The following is an 18,308-nucleotide window of genomic DNA, read 5'->3' as shown; positions in this document are numbered from 1 at the left end:
AGGAATATCGGCTGTACCCTGTCCACGTCCGGTTTTGGAACGTGATGCTACCGCCGCGCCGCGCGAGTTGATCCGCGCTTTTTCGACCACCAGAAGACTCGGTCCTTTGCGGCAATAGATGAACCGTAACCGCATGCCGCGACGCTGCTCCCATTCCCCCGGTGTCAGGCGCGCACCACCACTCCCCTTGTCATGGGCATGGATGATTTTCGGGGCCTTGGACCAGATGAAGGCAGCCGCATCCTGACTTTCGCCGCGTTCGGGATAGGTCTTGTTGCGGATGCTATGCGCCAAACACAAGCCGCCATACATTTAGTACTCAATTGGTGATGGAGGGCGCTCACCCGCATATCAAAGATCAAATCCTTGGCCATGCCGTTACCGATATGAGCCGCAACTATACCCATGTACCGGATCAGCGTTTGATTGATGAGGTGAGTAAATTACCCGTTCCCGACCTATGGCGAACCCTGAATTGGTGGACGCACCCGCCTGATTCGCGCGGACTACAGGGCAAGAGAAACCGGATTGCATGGGTTTTGCACGGATAACATTGCAGGTTCTTGCTTAGTTCGGCCTAAAACTGCGATAGTCAGGCAGTCTCGGGCAACGCTACAAAACCTAAACATCGGAACAATGCAAGATAGGTCGTTGTAAATACGGTGATTTTTTTGAGGAAATGGCGGAGAGGAAGGGATTCGAACCCTCGAAACAGTTACCCGCTTACACCCTTAGCAGGGGCGCGCCTTCAACCACTCGGCCACCTCTCCACCGGCGCTTAAATCCCAATCCGAGTTGCAAATCAAGTCCATCATTACAATTTTATACAAATTCTATTCAAATATTTCCGACTGTTGCAATTTGATACGTGTGTAATCATATCCAATGGAGGCGAATTAAGTGGTTGTAATGATTGTATTGCTACAATTTGCAATGGTACAATTTGGGTTATCGGCCACTTATGCGGATGAAGGAAGAACCGTGTTTGGGAAAATGCCAGACAAGATATTATTGGCTATCGCATTGGCAATGTTGACTATTTTGTCAACAACTCAAGCATTTTCAGCTGACCCAACAGGTGTATGGCTGACAAAGGACAAAGCAGAAATCACCATCACGAATTGTGGTCCAAACTTTTGCGGCATTGTTTCCAAACCTGCAAAGCCCGGCCTACGTGACATTCGCAACCCTGATCCAATGCTAAATGGACGGCCAATTCTGGGCATGCCGTTGCTGAAAGTCAAAAAAGCCGATGTGCAAGATGTGTTGCCTGGAGAATTGTACAATCCACTAGATGGCAAGATGTACGAAGGCAGCCTAGAACTGCGCAGCAATGACAAATTGCGCGTTCGCGGTTGCGTATTGAGAATTTTCTGCCTGCACGAGGATTGGGTCAGAATCGGCTCCTGACCCACTGTTGATCACAAGTGCTAGCGCTGGCCAAACAAGACTTTTTTTGCTTCTTCGTCTGTTGCAATGTTTAGTTTTTCACGTTCCGCCTTGCCAACAGCCAGACCAGCGATGACAGCTGGACGGTCAAGCAAGCGCTTTTGCCAGGCTTTTACGTTGGGGAATTCATCGATGTTGATGCCCTGCCCTTCATACCCTAACGACCAGCCAATAATCGACATGTCTGCAATCGAATAGTCACCGGCCACATAGTCACGTCCTTCCAAACGCCGATCAAGCACACCATACAGTCGATGTGTTTCGTCAACATAGCGTTTGATCGCATAGGGAAGCTTTTCTGGCGCATATTTGGAGAAATGGTGGTTTTGCCCCAACATCGGCCCAAAGCCGCCCATCTGCCAAAAAAGCCATTCATCAACGGCAACACGCGCGCGCCAATCTTTGGGATAGAATTTTTCAAACTTTTCGGCCAAATATTTCAAAATTGCGCCCGATTCGAAGACCGAAATCGGCTCGCCATCCGGTCCCGCAAAATCAATGATGGCAGGCATGCGGTTGTTTGGTGCAATTTTTAGGAAATCTGGCTGAAATTGTTCGCCCGTGCCAATATTGACGAGCTTAAGGACGTAGGGAACACCCAATTCCTCCAACATAATTGAGACTTTGAAACCGTTTGGCGTTGGCCAATAATATAGTTCAATTGGCTGAGTTTGCGCCTGAGACATAATTTACCCTTCAACATAATGTGCGGCCTATATATATCGTATAATAGCGATAAAGCCACAAGCCCAATGTAAACACGAATATGTGTCTGGTCGAAAAGTCGCACCAATATCCTATCAAATCGAGCAATGTTGCGATATGCATGCCAACAACTGAGCACAGTTTTAAGGCCGTAAGAATGGATATGTTGGTTTTGTTTTTTGCTGGCCTAATCGCCGGCGCGCTGAACACATTGGCGGGCGGTGGGTCATTTGTGATATTCCCCGCCCTTTTGTTTGTGGGTGTGCCGCCAATCATGGCCAACGCAACGAACACATTTGCTTGTCTTCCCGGTTATGGCAGCGGTGCATTGGGGTTTCGTGCCGCAATTTTGCGGCACAAAGACAAGCTCCTCCAATATTCAATCATCGCGTTAATCGCTGGCTATTTGGGCGCAGAAGCCCTGCTGCGCGTATCTAACGCGCAATTTGAAGGTTTGATCCCTTGGTTGATGGCGTTTGCTGTGGCGGCGTTTACATTTGGCGGCCGCCTAAACAGTTGGATTGCCAGCCTGTCGCCCAGTTCTAAACATGCTGCACGTGCGGGCTCGATCGCTTTGGTTGGTCTTCTGGCGCTGATTTGCTTTTACGGTGGGTTCTTCAATGCCGGGTTGGGCATCATCCTGCTGGCGTATTTGGTGTTGGCAGGTTTCAAAGATCTAAACGCAATGAATGGGCTCAAACTATTGATCTCATTCTTGGTCTCGATCACCGCCGTGATCCGCTTTTCTATAAGCGGTTCAATCGAATGGCAAGCGGGCACCATTGCGCTGATTGGTGCAACTATTGGCGGTTTTGCTGCCGCCAAACTATCTTACCTCATACCTGCTCAGATGTTGCGCAATTTTGTGATCATCTATGGTTTTGGGCTGACGGTGTATTTCTTTTATGTGACCTATTTCGTTTAGCGAAAACAAAAAAGGCGCCACATCAGGCGCCCTTTGTTGTCGTCAATCGAACGTTGTTGGGCTGACACTTAGTCGTTGCAAGGTTCAGCGGTCCTGCATGTATATTCGGGCTCAGTTTCCGCAGGCAATGGACCAATAAACAAATCCATACCCAGATTGCGCGGATCATCCTGCCGGTGACGATCAATCAGCGATTTCTCACTAACGCCAAAGTAAGACTTAAAGCCAATGGTGGCCCGAGTGCCAAAGCCCTCGTCCCAACTTAGCTTGCCTGTTAGCGAAAACGGCATTTGTGATTCAACAAAAGACTGTTCAAACGCAATATTTACGGTTTCATTGTTGAGAATTGTGCCCCCACCAACGCTAAGTCTGGTGTTGTCCGTCGCGTAATAAGCAACATCGAGCAAAGCAAAATAACCGCTTCTGTCGGTTCTGAGTGCTGACACATAGTCAACATTTGCCCAACCTGCCCACGCTTCAACCGTCAATTGGTCAGCATAGACTTCAAACTCCGGCCCAATTGCAAATAGTTTTGCCGCATCAGTCACCACATAGCCTGCAGCGGCCCCTGCCAAATAAGCATCCGGGTCACGGGCAAACAAATGGATCGCGCCACCGGTTGTTACCGTATTGCCACGGTTGTGTATGGCACCATCAACTTGAAACCCCAACTGATCGCCCATCGGAGCAGAAAACGAAATACCAGCGCCATATTGACCCGCAAACGGACTTGTATAACCGCCACCTTCAATTTCAATCTTACCGTTGGGTTGTGAAACAGCAGTTTGTGCAAACACACTGGTGGACGCCAACAACAAAAACGTTGCCGCCGTAGCGATAGTGCGAGGACTACTCGGCATGGTTATGCTCCCTGAAAGTTTTTTAACTTTTTGTTAAACGTAACCTACAGACAATCGCAAAAAAGTGAACAGTCTCGCCAAAACTTTTGCAAATTGGCGGCAATTTGATGCCCTACATCGCAATTATGTTGTAATGATGCAACAATTCGTCCTGGAAAATTGGTGTCAAATCGCTCGTTTGATCCAAACCGCGCAATCATGAAACGCCGCGCCGCCGAACGGCGGCACCGGGTCAGAGCCAATCAGCGTGTTGATTCCATTATCATCGACGTGGCTTTTATTTTTGTGCAAGCCTTCAACAATCACCACGCCGGTTTGAATACCTTCAAATATCTGAGCGATTAGAGTCACTTGGCCACGTTTATTGCCAAGTTGAATCTGATCGCCATTTTCCAAGTCCAACGCGACCGCATCCTTTGGATGAATAAAGGCTTTTGGTACGCCTTCGCGTTTTTGCGAGCCCGGCGTTTCGTTAAACGATGAATTCAAAAACGCCCTTGCCGGGCTGGTGGCAAGGCGAAATGGATGCGCCTCGTCGCAAGGTTCATTCACATCCCAATGGTCAGCAAATTTTGGCATGATAGAGGGGTCACAGATCCACTCGACGTTCTTGGTTTTTCGGGTTTCTTCCCACATCGGCGAAAACCGAAATTTGCCATCTGGCCAAGCAAATCCTTGTCGATAGTGCGCCATATCGGTGTCGTTTTCGCGGTCAACAAAGCCGCTGTTTTCAATGGATTTCAAATCTCCGAACCCTGAGGATTTGAAAGTGTGATCCACCAATCCTTCATCCGACATTTCAAAAATATCTGAGCTGACCCCTAGCCGTTTTGCCAATTGTGCGAACAGCCAATGGTTTGATTTGGCTTCGCCCGGCGCTTTAATCAGCTTCGGCCCATAGAGAATTCGGGTGTGTCCGCCCCGGGTGTAATAGTCGCTATGTTCCAAAAACATTGTGGCGGGCAACACATAGTCGGCCAATTGCGCTGTTTCTGTCATGAACTGCTCATGCACCACGGTAAACAGATCTTCGCGCATAAAGCCTTGTTTCACCTTGGTTTGATCCGGCGCGACGACAGCGGGGTTGGTGTTTTGAATAAGCAGCGCTTTAACAGGAATATCAGACTTCAACGCTTTTTGGTCGCCTGTCAAAATCGGACCAATTTCGCACATGTCCAGCAAGCGCGTTGGCTGATCGATGAGGTTACTGCCTTCAAGGTCGGTTTTGTTCAACCCCCAGGTGCCAGAGTTTGAGTGGAAGGCACCGCCGCCCTCTTCCATCCATGCACCGGTCATGGCTGGAATACAAAGCGCTGAGTGCATGGCGACAGCCCCGTTGCGCTGGCGGGTAAAACCATATCCAAGGCGGAAAAAGCTCTTTTTGTTTTGACCGATCAGAGCGGCGAATTGCTCAATGTCATCAACGCTCAAGCCGGTGATATTTGCCGCCCATTCAGGGGTCTTATCCTTTAGATGAGATTCAAACTCGGCAGAGAAGTCTGTGAATTTGCTCATATATTCGCGATCAGCGCGCCCATCGCGCAGCAGAATATGCATCACCGCACAAGCCAATGCGCCGTCGGTGCCGGGGCGCAAGGTCAGGCCAAGATCGGCTTGTTGCATGGTGGCTGTGTTGTAAATATCGACCACAACGATCTTCGCGCCGCGTTCTTTGCGGGCGCGCATGGCGTGGGTCATCACGTTGACTTGGGTATGCACCGGGTTGGTGCCCCAAATCACAACCACATCAGATTTGGCCATTTCTTCAGGGTTCACCCCCATCAATTTGCCAGTTCCGGTGACAAAACCTGCCCATGAAATCATTGAGCAGATGGTGCCATATTGGCGCGAATAGGCTTTGGCGTTGCGCAAGCGCTCCAGCCCATCGCGCATCACATGCCCCATGGTTCCTGCATAGCTGTAGGGCCAAATCGCCTCTGCACCGAATTCAGCTTCAATGGATTGAAAACGCGCAGCAATATCGTCCAGCGCCTCGTCCCAACTCACCTGTTGCCACTGCCCCTCACCCTTTGCGCCAACTCGCTTGAGCGGATGCGTTAGCCGATCAGGGTGATGCACGCGCTCGGCATAGCGGGCGACCTTTTCGCAAATCACGCCAGCCGTATAGGGATCATCCTTGGCGCCCCGCACCCGGCCAATAGTGTTTTCATCAATAATTTCAACGTCCAACGCGCAGGTGGACGGACAATCGTGCGGACACACGCTGCGCTCTATTGAGCGAACAACAGGTTTGTTCATTTGGGTTGCCTATGTGCAATAGGAAGTCGACAAGCCATAGAGCCAATTGGCGAGGTGATTTGTCAAGCTTCAGATGCAAAAAGGGCCGCGCTCAAATCTGAGGGCGACCCTTTTAAATCTTTGAAAAGACGTAGCTAATTAGCCAACGATCTCATCATCTGCGAAGAAATATTTGATTTCTTCAGCCGCAGTTTCTGGCGCATCTGAACCATGAACTGAGTTTTCGCCGATTGAAAGTGCAAATTCTTTGCGGATTGTGCCGGCGTCTGCGTCTGCTGGGTTTGTTGCGCCCATAACTTCACGGTTTTTCAAAACTGCGTTTTCGCCTTCAAGAACCTGAACAACAACTGGCTCAGAAATCATGAACTCAACTAGCTCACCAAAGAAAGGACGCTCTTTGTGTACAGCATAGAAGCCTTCAGCCTGCGCTTGGGTCATGTGAATGCGCTTAGACGCCACAACACGAAGGCCCGCATCTTCGAATTTTGCGACGATTTTGCCTGTGAGATTACGCTTAGTTGCGTCAGGCTTGATGATTGAGAAAGTACGTTCCAGAGCCATTTTATTTCCTTAGTGGTTCCATGGGGAATTTGGCCGGGGTTTTACGCCGAGTTGGACCAATAAACAACCCTTAAACACCCTTTGGATTACGCCATCTTTTCAATCAATGCATAAACTAGGATTTTGCGACAATGAGACCCGTTCAAATTTGAAATTGCGCAACCTTATTTGTTCTCGTATTGTTCTCATTCGATTCGAATTACGAGAAGAGAGAACTATTGATGCTTAAAGGAAGTTGTTGCTGCGGAGCTGTCAAATTTGAGCTGAAAAAACAACCATCTATGATGGGTACCTGTCATTGTTCTAGGTGCCGCAAAGTTGGTGCCAGCACTATTGTTTTTGTTAAAAAGGATGATCTAAATTGGGTACAAGGTAAGGAACATGTAAAACTTTTCGAGCCAACGCCGCCTTACAAATATGGTCGCTGCTTTTGCAAAAAGTGCGGCACGTCGCTTGGTGAAATTCTTTCTGAAGAGGCAAGTTTTCCAATTGCAGCAAACGCCATCGATGGTGAATTGGATATGAAAAACAGCTTGCACGAGTTTGTTGATGAAAAGCCCGCTTGGTACGACATCTGCGATGATGCAGGGCAATCAATAGGGCATCCAACAACCTAGCAGTATAAGTTGTGCTGTAGAACCAACAGTTACAAAAACTATTGGTTCTGCGGTTGGATCCATAGTTCATTTTTCTCGATCAAGCCGCCCTCTTGATGATCAACAATTACAATAAGGACTTCAATTTCAGCTGGAATTTCAAGCTCTTGATCATATGTCAGCGCCGTCATTACTTGCGCGCAAAAGCCCTCAACTATTTGCGGCACTAAAGTGAGGGTCGCCGCTTGTTCGCCAATCAAAAGAGTTTGGTTGTTACCCTTTTGCCAGCACGAGTTTGGCGCAGTGTAGGTATACTGCAAAAAGGCAGAATTTTCACCGGTGCGCCAGCTACGCTGAATGGCTTCTTTAGGCGCGGCACTCGGGTCGAAATCCTCGTAGTTTGTTCCGTTTTGTCCCGGACTTGTCCCGGCACTGTTCCAAATGGCAAATGCCAGTACCAAGATAAATGCGATAGTACCCAGCATGACGTTCTTATTGTTCACAATGGCCCCCCAAATTGCAGCAAACAGCACTTATTCTTGTTTTATTTCATGTTTTGCCCACGTGTTACACAAAAACAATGGCCAACACCCCCATTCATCAAGTAAAAGCCCCAAAACCTCTCTGCTTGCACAACAAAAAGCAATTGGGACTTGTTCCAACCTGTCCCAACTTGTCTCACTCACAAAGAAAATTGGCCGACAATGCTGCAAATTAATAACCTCACCTATTTGATTGAAGGCCGTACGCTTTTCGAAAATGCCACACTAACTCTGCCCACTGGATCAAAAGCGGGATTTGTCGGGCGCAATGGTTCTGGCAAAACGACCTTGTTCAAAATCTTGCAGGGCGAACTGGCGGCAGACGGTGGGAGCTTTGAAATCCACCAGCGCGCGCGCATTGGCGCGGTGGCCCAAGAGGCCCCTGCGACTGCAGACAGCGTGATGGACATTGTGTTGAGCGCAGACAAAGAGCGCTTGGCGCTTTTGGCAGAAGCTGAAACCGTTACCGACCCAAACCGGATTGGCGAAATCTATACGCGGCTCGCGGAAATTGAATCCCATTCCGCTGAAGCGCGCGCCAGCGCGGTGTTAAAGGGCTTGGGCTTTTCGGCCGAAGCACAAGCCGAGCCTTGCGCCAACCTGTCTGGCGGTTGGCGGATGCGGGTTTCGCTGGCGGGGGTTTTGTTTTCGCAACCTGATCTGTTGCTGCTGGATGAGCCGACCAACTATTTGGATTTGGAAGGCACTTTGTGGCTTGAGCGCTATTTGGCAAACTACCCCTACACCGTTTTCATGATCAGCCACGACCGTGACCTGTTGAACAATGCGGTCGATTCAATTGTGCATTTGGATAATCATGGCCTGTCGTTTTATCGCGGGAAATATGACCAGTTCGAAGCCAATCGCCGATTGCAAATGGAACTCAACAACAAGCAACGCGAAAAGCAGCAAGTGCAGCTTGACCATATGGCAAAATTTGTCGAGCGGTTTCGCGCCAAAGCATCCAAAGCCAAGCAAGCCCAATCTCGCCTGAAGCGCATGGAAAAGATCAAGCCAATCGCTGCGATGTTTGATGAATATGTTTCGCCTTTCACGTTCCCACAGCCAAAACGTGCGGTGTCCGCGCCGCTGATCGATTTGGATGAAGCAGCAACCGGTTATGGTGAAACGCGGATTTTGAGCAAAATCAGCGGACGGATTGACCCCGAAGACCGGATCGCCCTTGTTGGCATCAACGGCAACGGTAAATCCACATTCGCTAAATTGTTGGCTGGTGACATTCAATTGCAAGACGGCCGGATGACCAAAGCCCGCAAGCTTGAGATTGCCCACTTTGCGCAACACCAAATGGATATGCTGCGCCCGAAGGAAACGCCGCTTCAGCATGTTGAGCAGCTCATGCCCTATGATAGCGAAGCAAAACGTCGATCTCGCGTAGCGCAAATGGGGCTTTCCACTTCGCGTATGGATACGTTGACCGAAAACCTTTCGGGTGGTGAACGTGCGCGCTTGCTGATGGGGCTCATTACCTTTTCCGGCCCGAACATTTTGATCTTGGACGAGCCCACCAACCATTTGGACATTGATAGCCGCGACGCGCTTGTGCAGGCCCTAAACGAATATGAAGGCGCGGTATTGATCATCAGCCACGACCGCCACTTGATCGAAGCCACAGTTGATCAGCTCTGGATCGCGGAAAACGGCACCATTTCAGTTTGTGACTATGATCTGGACACGTACCAGCGTTCAATCCTTGGTGGCTCAAAAAAAAACGGCAAAAACGCAGCGATAAAAGACCAGAGCCCGTCGGATAAGAAAAAAGACCGTAAAGCCTCGGCTGCTTTGCGCGCAGAACTGGCCCCTTTGCGCAAAGAAATCAAAGGGATCGAAGCTCAAATCGCGACGCTCAATAAACAGCTTGTGAAAGTGGACAAAGAGTTGAGCGCCCCTGATCTGTTTCCGTCCAACCCTGATTTGGCTGTGAAGCTAGGGAAAGACAGGGCAAACTGCCTGCAAAATATTGAATTGGCAGAAGCGGAATGGCTAGATAAAGTGGATAGCTTAGAAAAGGCGGAATTGGCCCAACAAACTGAATAGAGAGTTTAGCATGAAAAAAATTGCTTCAATCGTTGCATTCGTGTTGGGAGCGATGCTCTCTAGTGCCAGCCAAGCGCAAGAATTAACAGACGCGCAATATGACCAAGCCGCTGCATTTGCAGCAAACGCCACGGCGGCGACGCTTTATCACGAAGTCGGGCATTTGCTGATTTCACAGTTCACCTTGCCCATTTTGGGCAAAGAGGAAGACGCGGCAGACAATATCGCCACCGTCATGTTGTTGGCCGCTGAGGACGACGACAAAGACGCCATGCTGATCGATGCGGCGAATTCATTCTTTTATTCAAACAATGCAGCGCCAGAAGAAATCGCGGATGAAGCAATGTATGACTTGCACAGCCTTGATCTACAACGCGCTTTCCAAGTTATTTGCTTAATGGTCGGCTCTGACGCAGAACTATTTGGCGACCTTGCCGACGAGGTTGGCATTGACCCAGACCGGCAAGAAAGCTGCGCGTTCGACTATGCACAAATTGCTGGCAACTGGCAGTTGCTCAACGAGACATTTATAACGCAAGGCAGTAACGGCCAGCCGATTACCGTGGTTTATGAAGAAGCCTCACAAGAGCACCAAGGTGCCGCTGAATTGCTGCAAGCGTCACAATTGCTCGAAATTGTCGCCAAAGAAATCACCGATACAATAGAGTTGCAAAAACCGGTGACCTTTGTGGGCCGTGAATGTGGCGAAGAAAACGCCTACTACGATTCTGAAAATGAAGAAGTGATCATTTGCTACGAACTCGTCAACTTGTACTTTGGACAAGTCGCTGAGGATATAATGGCAAATCCGAACGGTTAGGTTTTTACTGATTTCGGGACGTTAGCGCACCTCTTTCTGCTTTGAGCGGAGACTGGGTAAGTGGTTCCGTCGTCGCCAGTTTGATCCCGGCTCAAGGCCGGGAATGCCCGGGGGTGGATAATACCAGATATTTGACGTCCTCGGCTCGGTGGTGTCGGGGTGTCCCATCGTGATTGCGACATACCAAGACCTTTGGCCCCCCGCACTTGATGCGGGGCCACATTGCGACGATGTATTTCCCCCCACCCTTAATCCCTCCCCACCAAGGGGGAGGGAGACTAGACCTTGCCATACCCCACGTCCGTTCTCCCCGTAAGAACGGCGATCGAGGTCTGAATGTCATAGTTCAAAAGGTGCTAGAATTTGTGGTTCGCTCCTTACTGGATCCCCGGGTCAAGTTGGGGGATGACGGTGGAGTATGACGCAGGAGTTGGGCATCGTTTGGCGACACGCAAGAACCATTTCCCTCCCCCTTGGTGGGGAGGGATTAAGGGTGGGGGGGGCTGTTAAGAGTTAATCCCGGATAAGTCCGGGACGACCAGAGGTTGTTTTCAAACTTTGCTCAATCATTATGGCAACTTTGGAACCTCACTATCCGTTACATTCTCAAATGGTGCCTAACCCCAGCCTCCCCGGACGACGAAGTGGCGGTCGCGCCACGCAGGCTGATCCGGGGTCAAGGTTGAATGGCGCGGGCGGGAGGCGTTGGTCACAAGGTGCACCCTGCCCTCGCTATGCCTGCAAAACTGATCCCAGCTCAAGGCCGGGAATGCCACGGGGGACAAGGCCTTGGATGGCCCATCGGAGGGCGCTCCCGGGAGCGTCCTTGGTTCAGTTTGCGTTCTTGTCCACATCAGGGAAAATCACTTTGGGCCTGCCATATTTTGGGTTTTGCTCCCCCAGACAGCTAAATGACGTTTGCCCATTTCGCCCAATCGATCAGCCTTCTAGCCAGGCAGCAAGGGCATCCAGTGTTTGCAGCCCGTATTCCACAGCGCCAAAACCAATGACGACCTGCCGCCGTTCGCGGCTGGGGTGTAGTTGGCGCATGGTCAGCACTGTTTTACCGTCGGTCTGCTCATCAAAGGTCATTGTCATGCGAAAACGATCGGGATCGCTGGGGCCGGGCGTGCCATATTCCACAACAATTAGTTCGTTCGGTACGATCTTTAAAAAGCGCATCAAGTTTCCAAAGCGTTTTTCATGCCCCTCGAACACGCCCACCATATCGAAATGCCATTCTCCTCCCTCACGAATATCTGCCTGATGGGTCTCAATATTCAGGCCCACAGGGCCGTACCATTGAGCCAATGCATCAGGGTCCATCCAAGCGGCAAATACCTTTTCGCGCGGGTGATTGAGCAACTTTACGACAACGACCTCACGGTCAAGCGACCAAGTCTCAATTGAGTTATTCCTGTCGATCATCACCCATTTCCTTATTATCCAAGTAAACTTCCAGCCGGTCCAAACGCTGTGTCCATCGCCGACGTTCTGCTTCCATCCAGTCAGCCGCCTCCTCAAAGCGCGGCTGCACCAAACGACACCAGCGACTGCGTCCACGCTTCTCACTAGCGATCAATCCACAATCTTCCAGCACCTTGAGATGCTGAGCAAAGGAAGGGAGCGCCATGTTGAAAGGCTCGGCAAGTGCGCTGACGGGCAACTCGCCTTCTACCAATCTGGAAACCACAGCGCGACGTGTCGGGTCACTAAGGGCATGAAATGCGAGGTCGAGCGGAGCTGAATGATAAGGCATGCAAAACATGTACTTTGGCCAAAGGGGAAGGTCAAGAACAAAAAGGTACTTGCCTTAGTGTTAATCTCTGATATAAAGGCAACTACCTTAGTGTTATGTTCAATACGCAATGGCACTTTTAATTGATCCACCCAAGGAGCACACAGATGGCAGTTCGACTCGACCTGATGATTTCACTCGACGGCTACGCTACGACCACAGACCAAACCCCGGAAAAGCCCTTCGGCGAGGATTGGCCGCGTCTCACCAGCGCGTATGTTGCGACAAAGACTTTTCGCGAGCACGTGCTCAAGGACACGTCTGGAGAAGGGACAACAGGCATCGACGACGACTTCGCGAAAGCATACTTCGCCAATGTGGGCGCTGAGATTATGGGCGCAGGCAAGTTTGGTTTACACGATCATCCCAACGATCCGGACTGGCGCGGCTGGTGGGGCGACGAACCGCCTTTCCAGTGTCCGGTCTTTGTCCTAACTCATAAGGAACGGCCAGACCTTGAGATGGCAAGTGGGACAACTTTTCATTTCCGCAACATCAGCATAGAAGATGCGCTTGACCAGGCAATGGCAGCCGCAAACGGCAAAGACGTGCGGGTTGGTGGTGGCCCTAGTCTTGCTCGCGCCTATCTCAAAGCTGGCCTTGTCGACCAGCTACATGTCTTTGTGGCGCCGATCCTACTTGGACGCGGGATTTGTTTGTGGGACGACCTGCGCGGGTTGGAGGCTGGATATACCGTTAAATCAGAAACGGCAGAGAGCGGCACAATCCACATCACTTTCCAACGCTAGCTGAGTGATTTGAGCCAACCACTAACCAGTTGGAAGAACCTGTTAAAGCGGGTTCTTCTTGAACTGTGGTCATTCAGGCGTTGCCAACGCAACAAATTGCGTCTGGGCCGAGAACACCTAAGCTTTCTTCGCGATAATGTATTTCCCCCCACCCTTAATCCCTCCCCACCAGGGGGAGGGAAACCTGTTCCGCATTAACTGCGGGCCTAAAACTGCAATCAAGAGGTACTTTGCCCTCGTCACCCTCGTGCTCGACACGAGGGTCCATTGTGGGATTGCAAGTGCAGGTCGAGTGAAGACCAAACACCACCTCCTTTTGGCCTCCCCAGACAACGAAGTGGCGATCACACCACGCAAGGCTGATCCGGGGTCAAGGTTGAATGGCGCGGTGTGGGAGGCGTTGGTCACAAGGCGCACCCTGCCCTCGCTATGCCTGCAAACTGATCCCAGCTCAAGGCCGGGAATGCCACGGGGGGACGCACTTTGTCTTCGATCCGGCCATCCGCAAGATCATCTACACCACCAACGCAATCGAAAGTCTGAACCGCGTGATCCGGAAATCAATCAAAACGCGCGGCTCGTTCCCGACCGAAGAAGCGGCTACAAAGCTGATCTACCTGGCGATCCGAAACTTTGAGAAAGGCGGCAGAAATGTCAGTGAATGGTTTGCAGCCAGAAATCAATTCGCTATCATGTTTGAAGAGCGCTTCAATGCGTGACCGTATCTGAAACCCGCATGGGTCAGCACAGATACGCAGAGTTCATGACACTCCCCGAACCCTAGCAATTTATCCAAAGAACTTCATCCAGACGGCTGCAAATACAAGCATCAGATGTGGTCTAACAAAAAGCTACATTCAACAAACCGCGCTTGGCTCTGCCTTCTTAAATCGAGATCAAATCACTCAGCAGTAATGAAGCGTTTTTGCATCTCGGCTTCTTGCAACAACATTAATTTCTGTGCGGTGGCCATATGGTCTGCCATAATATGATGCGCCGCATCTGCGTTGCCATCACGCAGGGCCTGTACCAATTGTACTTGATAGTTGCGCCCCTTTTGCCATAGCTCAACATTTGGCGGGTTATAAAGCTTTCGATAAACCGTAAGGTCTGCCAGCATATTGGTCATAAAATCGATCAAGAAGCCGAGCAGTTTATTGTCTGATTGTGTCGCCAGCAGTGCGTGAAAGCGTAAGGACGCTATATGCTGTTCGCGTTCTTCGTCGGCTGATTTTGCGGGCTCAGGATAGCTCGCAATGTTCTCTTCCAATTGTAACAATACTTCATCAGAAAGATTGCCGGCCAAAGAGGCCGCCAATTGGGGTTCAAGTGTGCAGCGTATTTCATAAATGTCGGCAACCGTAATATCTTTGAAATAAAAATAATTGCCCAACAGCGCCCGGGCCCGTTGCTTTGACACCTCGTGCACAAAACTACCTCCGCCCGGCCCAGACCGGGTTCTCACCAATCCCTGCGCTTCCAAAATTCGCATAGCCTCTCGGATCGTGCCCTTGGACATGGCAAATTGTTCGATCATTTCGGGTTCGCTGGGCAATCGATCACCCGCTTTTAGCCCTTTTTCCACCACCCAATTTTTAATGGCTTCTGCAACACGCACAGGGCGGCTTTGCCGTGGCTCATCCTTTGATCGGGTTGTGACAAGCGGCAAAGTGATCTTCTCCCATTTTGGTTAGTGCCGGGTCGGTGGTTTCGCAAATGTCAGTAGCATATATACACCGCTTGGCAAACGGGCAGCCCATTGGCGGATTTAGCGGATCGGGCAGTTCATCAGCTTTTTGCATGGGCGCTTCCAGTGCCCGCCCCACCACAGGCGCGCTGTCTGCCAGCAATTTTGTGTAAGGATGCTTGGCATGCTTAAAAATCGCATCTGCGGGGCCGATTTCCACAATCGCCCCAAAATAGAGCACCATCACCCGGTCAGTCACCGCTTCCACCACGGCCAAATCATGGCTGATGAACAAATAGGTCAGCCCAAATTCTTTCTTCAAATCCGCCAACAGGTTCAACACTTGCGCCTGCACCGATACATCAAGCGCCGACACGGGTTCATCCAAGATCAAAATTCGCGCCGCCGCCGCCAGGGCCCGCGCAATGCCAATCCGCTGTGCCTGCCCGCCGGAAAATTCATGCGGATAGCGGTCCAAAAACTCTTCTCGCAAGTTGACCGAAGCGAAAATCTCGTTGATCCGCTTTTGGCGCTCAGCTTTGCCCATGCCATGCAAACGCTTTAGGGGCGTCTCCATGATCTGACGAATGGTTTTGCGCGGATTGAGGCTGGAAATTGGATCTTGAAAAACATATTGGATCATCTGACCAAATTCACGCGGACTGGCTTTGTCTTGTACCTTGCCCTCAATCTGAATTTCACCTTCACTCGGCGGCAACAGCCCCACAAGCATCCGCGCCAAGGTGGACTTGCCACAACCGCTTTCGCCGACAATGCCTAAGGTTTCGCCATCGCGCACATCAAAACTCATACGGCGCACCGCTTTCACGCCTTGCCCACTGGTGAACAAAGTCTTGCCCACTTCAAAAGTCTTGGTGAGGTTTTTGACGTCTAGCGCATTCATGCTGTCACCTCAGTTTGGCTCACTTTATCGGGGAATAGACAGCGCACCGCGCGCGCGCCGTTTGGCTCCAGCTTGATTTCACCTTGTGCGCACACATCTTGTGCGAACGTACAACGCGGGGCAAAGGCGCAGCCTTGGGGCAAGCGATCCACCGCGGGGGGCAGACCGGGAATGGCATGCAATTCGCGCTTGCCGCCCCCAAGTTCTGGCACACAAGCCATCAATCGTTTGGTGTAAGGATGTTGCGGGTCGTCCAATATATCGCTGGTTGGCCCTTCCTCTACAATTCGGCCCGCATACATCACCGAGACCCGGTCACATAGTTGCGCCACGACGCCAAAATCATGGGTGATGAATATGATCGCCAAATCGCGTTCGCGTCGCAAATCATTCAGCAACGACAAAATCTGCGCCTGCACTGTCACATCAAGCGCGGTGGTTGGCTCATCGGCAATAATCACATCCGGCTCGTTGGCCAACGCCATGGCGATGGAAACACGTTGGCGCATGCCGCCCGACATTTCGTGCGGATAATTATCCACCCGCCGCGCCGCATTGGGAATGCGCACAGAATCGAGCAGTTCAATCGCCCGTGCCCGCGCTTCTTGCTGCGGCATATTCCGGTGCGCCTGCATCGCTTCAATCAATTGATCACCCACCTTATAAAGGGGATGCAATGTGGAAAGCGGGTCTTGGAAAATATAGGCCACCCTGTCGCCACGCAATTTGCGCAATTCATTGTAGGACGCGCCCACCAAATCATTGCCCTGAAAGCTGACCGCGCCGCCGACAATTTTGCCCGGAGGCGACGCCACAAGCCCCATCACCGATAGGGCCGTGACAGATTTACCCGAGCCGGATTCTCCGATGATGCCCAAGCATTCACCCTTGTTCACTTTCAGCGACACGCCGCCCACAGCTTTATAAGCCCTGTTGCCAACATGAAACTCGGTACGCAAATCCTGTAGCGCCAACAAATCATCGCTGGCCACTGGCGGCGTTTCTTTGCGTTCCACAATGGTGGTGGGCAAAGGCCGCGAAAGGGCCCCAGATTTCAAGCGAGGGTCAATGGCATCGCGCACCCCGTCACCGAGCAAATTGATCGACATGACGATCAAGAAGATCATAATCCCCGGCACAATTGATGTGTGTGGCGAGGTGATCAGCGCCGCCCGCGCTTCCCCTAGCATTGAGCCCAAATCCGCCTGCGGCGGTTGCGACCCAAGGCCAAGAAACGACAAGCCCGCGGTTTCCAAAATCATCCAGCCGATGGTCGTCGACATGGCAATCACAATTACGGGCAACACATTGGGCAAAATTTCTGACAGAATGATCTGCACATTGTTCATGCCACTCAGCCGCGCCGCATCGACAAATTCCTTATTGGCCAACCCAACTGTGACACCACGGATGTTGCGGGCGAAAAACGGAATATTGACCGCCGCAACCGCAATCAAAGCGTTGATTAAGCCCGGCCCCAACGCCGCCACAATCGCCAACGCCAGCAAGATGTAAGGAAAGGCCATAAGCATATCGACGAGCCGCATGATCACATTGTCTGTGCGCCCGCCCAAAAAGCCAGCAACAATCCCAATGGTCGAACCAATAAAAGCTGCAATGACCGCCGCAGCTGCCCCCACGGCGAGGGACAAGCGTGTGCCCCACATCAAACGAGAGAGCAGATCACGACCCAAATGATCTGTGCCCAACACATGACCGTCAGAAAAGGGGGCTTTGAACCGATCTGCCGTCGCGGTGATGTCAGGATCAGGCAACGGCAATAGCGGTGCAAACACCGCCAGCAGCAAAATGAAGGTCAGCACCACGGCACCAAGCCCAGCCAACCGATTACGAAAGAGGAGTTTGAGAAACTGGATCATGATTTGATCCTGGGATCGAGTAAGGATTGCGCCACATCAACCACGATGTTGAACAGCACATAACAGGCGGCAACAAACACCACGCCGCCTTGCACCAGCAAAATGTCGCGTTTTAGGATCGCATCCACCAACATGCGACCAATGCCCGGCCACTGAAACACCATTTCGATATAAACCGCTCCGGACAGCACAAACCCAGCCTGAATGCCGAGCACAGGAATAATGGTCACCATCGCGGATTTCAGCGCATGGCCCAAAATGACTTTTCGCTCGTTCACGCCTTTGGCGCGGGCGGTGCGGATATAATCTTGTCGCAAAACTTCAAGCATCGCAGAGCGCGACATCCGCGCCACCACGCCTGTGGCCACCGCTGCTAGGGCGAGTGCTGGCATAATCAAATGCTTTAGCAAATCTGGTAAGTCACCGCCGCCATAAATCGCGTACATGCCCGACACGGGGAACCAACGCAGGCGCACCGCGAACACCAAAATCATCACCATCCCTAAAAAAAAGGA

Annotated in this window: 19 protein-coding genes, 1 tRNA gene and 1 pseudogene; 8 read left to right on the top strand and 13 right to left on the bottom strand. The window is 51.2% G+C overall.

The genetic code is table 11. The annotated features are described in order from the left end of the window. Window positions 1-294, bottom strand: a 294-nt coding sequence (locus ACJAZW_RS11965; RefSeq protein WP_415158376.1) for a DUF6441 family protein, incomplete at its 3' end; no start/stop codon positions are given. A 35-nt stretch (window positions 295-329) separates the two neighbouring features. On the opposite strand from ACJAZW_RS11965, the gene ACJAZW_RS11960 reads away from it, so the two are divergent. Beyond that, the gene (locus tag ACJAZW_RS11960; RefSeq protein WP_415158378.1) at window positions 330-551 is read left to right on the top strand and encodes a hypothetical protein; all 222 of its coding nucleotides are present in this window, start codon (window positions 330-332) and stop codon (window positions 549-551) included. Window positions 552-680: 129 nt separating this feature from the next. On the opposite strand, the gene ACJAZW_RS11955 is transcribed toward ACJAZW_RS11960, so the two are convergent. Then, window positions 681-770 (bottom strand) — tRNA-Ser (locus ACJAZW_RS11955). 139 nt (window positions 771-909) lie between these two features. On the opposite strand from ACJAZW_RS11955, the gene ACJAZW_RS11950 reads away from it, so the two are divergent. Next, window positions 910-1,410 (top strand): DUF2147 domain-containing protein, encoded by a 501-nt coding sequence (locus ACJAZW_RS11950; RefSeq protein ID WP_415158374.1) that lies wholly within the window; start codon window positions 910-912, stop codon window positions 1,408-1,410. 20 nt (window positions 1,411-1,430) lie between these two features. Here the strand turns inward: ACJAZW_RS11950 and ACJAZW_RS11945 are convergent, their stop codons facing one another. Then, complete coding sequence (locus tag ACJAZW_RS11945) at window positions 1,431-2,135, bottom strand: glutathione S-transferase N-terminal domain-containing protein (protein ID WP_415158372.1); 705 nt, start codon at window positions 2,133-2,135, stop codon at window positions 1,431-1,433. 176 nt (window positions 2,136-2,311) lie between these two features. Between ACJAZW_RS11945 and ACJAZW_RS11940 the strand changes: the two genes are divergently transcribed. After that, window positions 2,312-3,079 carry a sulfite exporter TauE/SafE family protein gene (locus ACJAZW_RS11940; RefSeq protein ID WP_415158370.1) on the top strand — a complete coding sequence of 256 codons (768 nt, stop codon included), beginning with the start codon at window positions 2,312-2,314 and terminating at the stop codon, window positions 3,077-3,079. A gap of 68 nt (window positions 3,080-3,147) precedes the next feature. Here ACJAZW_RS11940 and ACJAZW_RS11935 read toward each other — a convergent pair whose 3' ends face one another. The 3 genes from ACJAZW_RS11935 to ndk all read right to left on the bottom strand — a co-directional run bounded on the left by ACJAZW_RS11935 (window position 3,148) and on the right by ndk (window position 6,759). After that, on the bottom strand, window positions 3,148-3,939 hold the full coding sequence (locus ACJAZW_RS11935; RefSeq protein WP_415158368.1) for a hypothetical protein: 792 nt from the start codon (window positions 3,937-3,939) through the stop codon (window positions 3,148-3,150). 165 nt (window positions 3,940-4,104) lie between these two features. Then, window positions 4,105-6,198 (bottom strand): molybdopterin-containing oxidoreductase family protein, encoded by a 2,094-nt coding sequence (locus ACJAZW_RS11930; protein ID WP_415158366.1) that lies wholly within the window; start codon window positions 6,196-6,198, stop codon window positions 4,105-4,107. 138 nt (window positions 6,199-6,336) lie between these two features. Beyond that, window positions 6,337-6,759 (bottom strand): nucleoside-diphosphate kinase, encoded by a 423-nt coding sequence (gene ndk / locus ACJAZW_RS11925; RefSeq protein WP_415158364.1) that lies wholly within the window; start codon window positions 6,757-6,759, stop codon window positions 6,337-6,339. A 281-nt stretch (window positions 6,760-7,040) separates the two neighbouring features. On the opposite strand from ndk, the gene ACJAZW_RS11920 reads away from it, so the two are divergent. After that, window positions 7,041-7,376, top strand: coding sequence for a GFA family protein (locus ACJAZW_RS11920; RefSeq protein WP_415158362.1), 336 nt, complete (start codon window positions 7,041-7,043; stop codon window positions 7,374-7,376). 38 nt (window positions 7,377-7,414) lie between these two features. On the opposite strand, the gene ACJAZW_RS11915 is transcribed toward ACJAZW_RS11920, so the two are convergent. Continuing rightward, window positions 7,415-7,858, bottom strand: a complete 444-nt coding sequence (locus tag ACJAZW_RS11915) for a hypothetical protein (protein WP_415158360.1) — start codon at window positions 7,856-7,858, stop codon at window positions 7,415-7,417. A gap of 201 nt (window positions 7,859-8,059) precedes the next feature. Here ACJAZW_RS11915 and ACJAZW_RS11910 point away from each other — a divergent pair, with 201 nt between their 5' ends. After that, window positions 8,060-9,955 carry an ABC-F family ATP-binding cassette domain-containing protein gene (locus ACJAZW_RS11910; RefSeq protein ID WP_415158358.1) on the top strand — a complete coding sequence of 632 codons (1,896 nt, stop codon included), beginning with the start codon at window positions 8,060-8,062 and terminating at the stop codon, window positions 9,953-9,955. A 10-nt stretch (window positions 9,956-9,965) separates the two neighbouring features. Further along, entirely contained in the window at window positions 9,966-10,775 is an 810-nt protein-coding gene (locus ACJAZW_RS11905) for a DUF4344 domain-containing metallopeptidase (protein ID WP_415158356.1), read from the top strand. A 939-nt stretch (window positions 10,776-11,714) separates the two neighbouring features. On the opposite strand, the gene ACJAZW_RS11900 is transcribed toward ACJAZW_RS11905, so the two are convergent. After that, complete coding sequence (locus tag ACJAZW_RS11900) at window positions 11,715-12,203, bottom strand: SRPBCC family protein (protein ID WP_415158354.1); 489 nt, start codon at window positions 12,201-12,203, stop codon at window positions 11,715-11,717. Beyond that, on the bottom strand, window positions 12,187-12,534 hold the full coding sequence (locus tag ACJAZW_RS11895; RefSeq protein WP_415158352.1) for an ArsR/SmtB family transcription factor: 348 nt from the start codon (window positions 12,532-12,534) through the stop codon (window positions 12,187-12,189). The genes ACJAZW_RS11900 and ACJAZW_RS11895 overlap by 17 nt, the downstream gene beginning before the upstream one ends. A 146-nt stretch (window positions 12,535-12,680) precedes the next feature. Here ACJAZW_RS11895 and ACJAZW_RS11890 point away from each other — a divergent pair, with 146 nt between their 5' ends. Next, complete coding sequence (locus tag ACJAZW_RS11890; RefSeq protein WP_415158350.1) at window positions 12,681-13,322, top strand: dihydrofolate reductase family protein; 642 nt, start codon at window positions 12,681-12,683, stop codon at window positions 13,320-13,322. Between the two features lie 482 nt (window positions 13,323-13,804). Further along, window positions 13,805-14,041 (top strand): annotated as a pseudogene (locus tag ACJAZW_RS11885) (transposase); the annotation flags it as partial. 182 nt (window positions 14,042-14,223) lie between these two features. Here ACJAZW_RS11885 and ACJAZW_RS11880 read toward each other — a convergent pair. The 4 genes from ACJAZW_RS11880 to ACJAZW_RS11865 form a co-directional block, all read right to left on the bottom strand. Next, complete coding sequence (locus tag ACJAZW_RS11880; RefSeq protein WP_415158348.1) at window positions 14,224-14,991, bottom strand: FadR/GntR family transcriptional regulator; 768 nt, start codon at window positions 14,989-14,991, stop codon at window positions 14,224-14,226. Next, a complete protein-coding gene (locus tag ACJAZW_RS11875; protein WP_415158346.1) occupies window positions 14,960-15,913 on the bottom strand; it encodes an ABC transporter ATP-binding protein in 954 nt (317 codons plus the stop codon). The genes ACJAZW_RS11880 and ACJAZW_RS11875 overlap by 32 nt, the downstream gene beginning before the upstream one ends. Further along, a complete protein-coding gene (locus ACJAZW_RS11870) occupies window positions 15,910-17,793 on the bottom strand; it encodes a dipeptide/oligopeptide/nickel ABC transporter permease/ATP-binding protein (RefSeq protein ID WP_415158344.1) in 1,884 nt (627 codons plus the stop codon). The genes ACJAZW_RS11875 and ACJAZW_RS11870 overlap by 4 nt, the downstream gene beginning before the upstream one ends. Further along, window positions 17,790-18,308, bottom strand: a 519-nt coding sequence (locus tag ACJAZW_RS11865; protein ID WP_415158342.1) for an ABC transporter permease, incomplete at its 5' end; no start/stop codon positions are given. The genes ACJAZW_RS11865 and ACJAZW_RS11870, both read right to left, overlap by 4 nt.

Origin of the sequence: Maritalea sp. (assembly GCF_047634455.1) — a bacterium.
Lineage (GTDB): Bacteria > Pseudomonadota > Alphaproteobacteria > Rhizobiales > Devosiaceae > Maritalea.
This window is presented reverse-complemented; position numbering and strand designations above follow the sequence as displayed.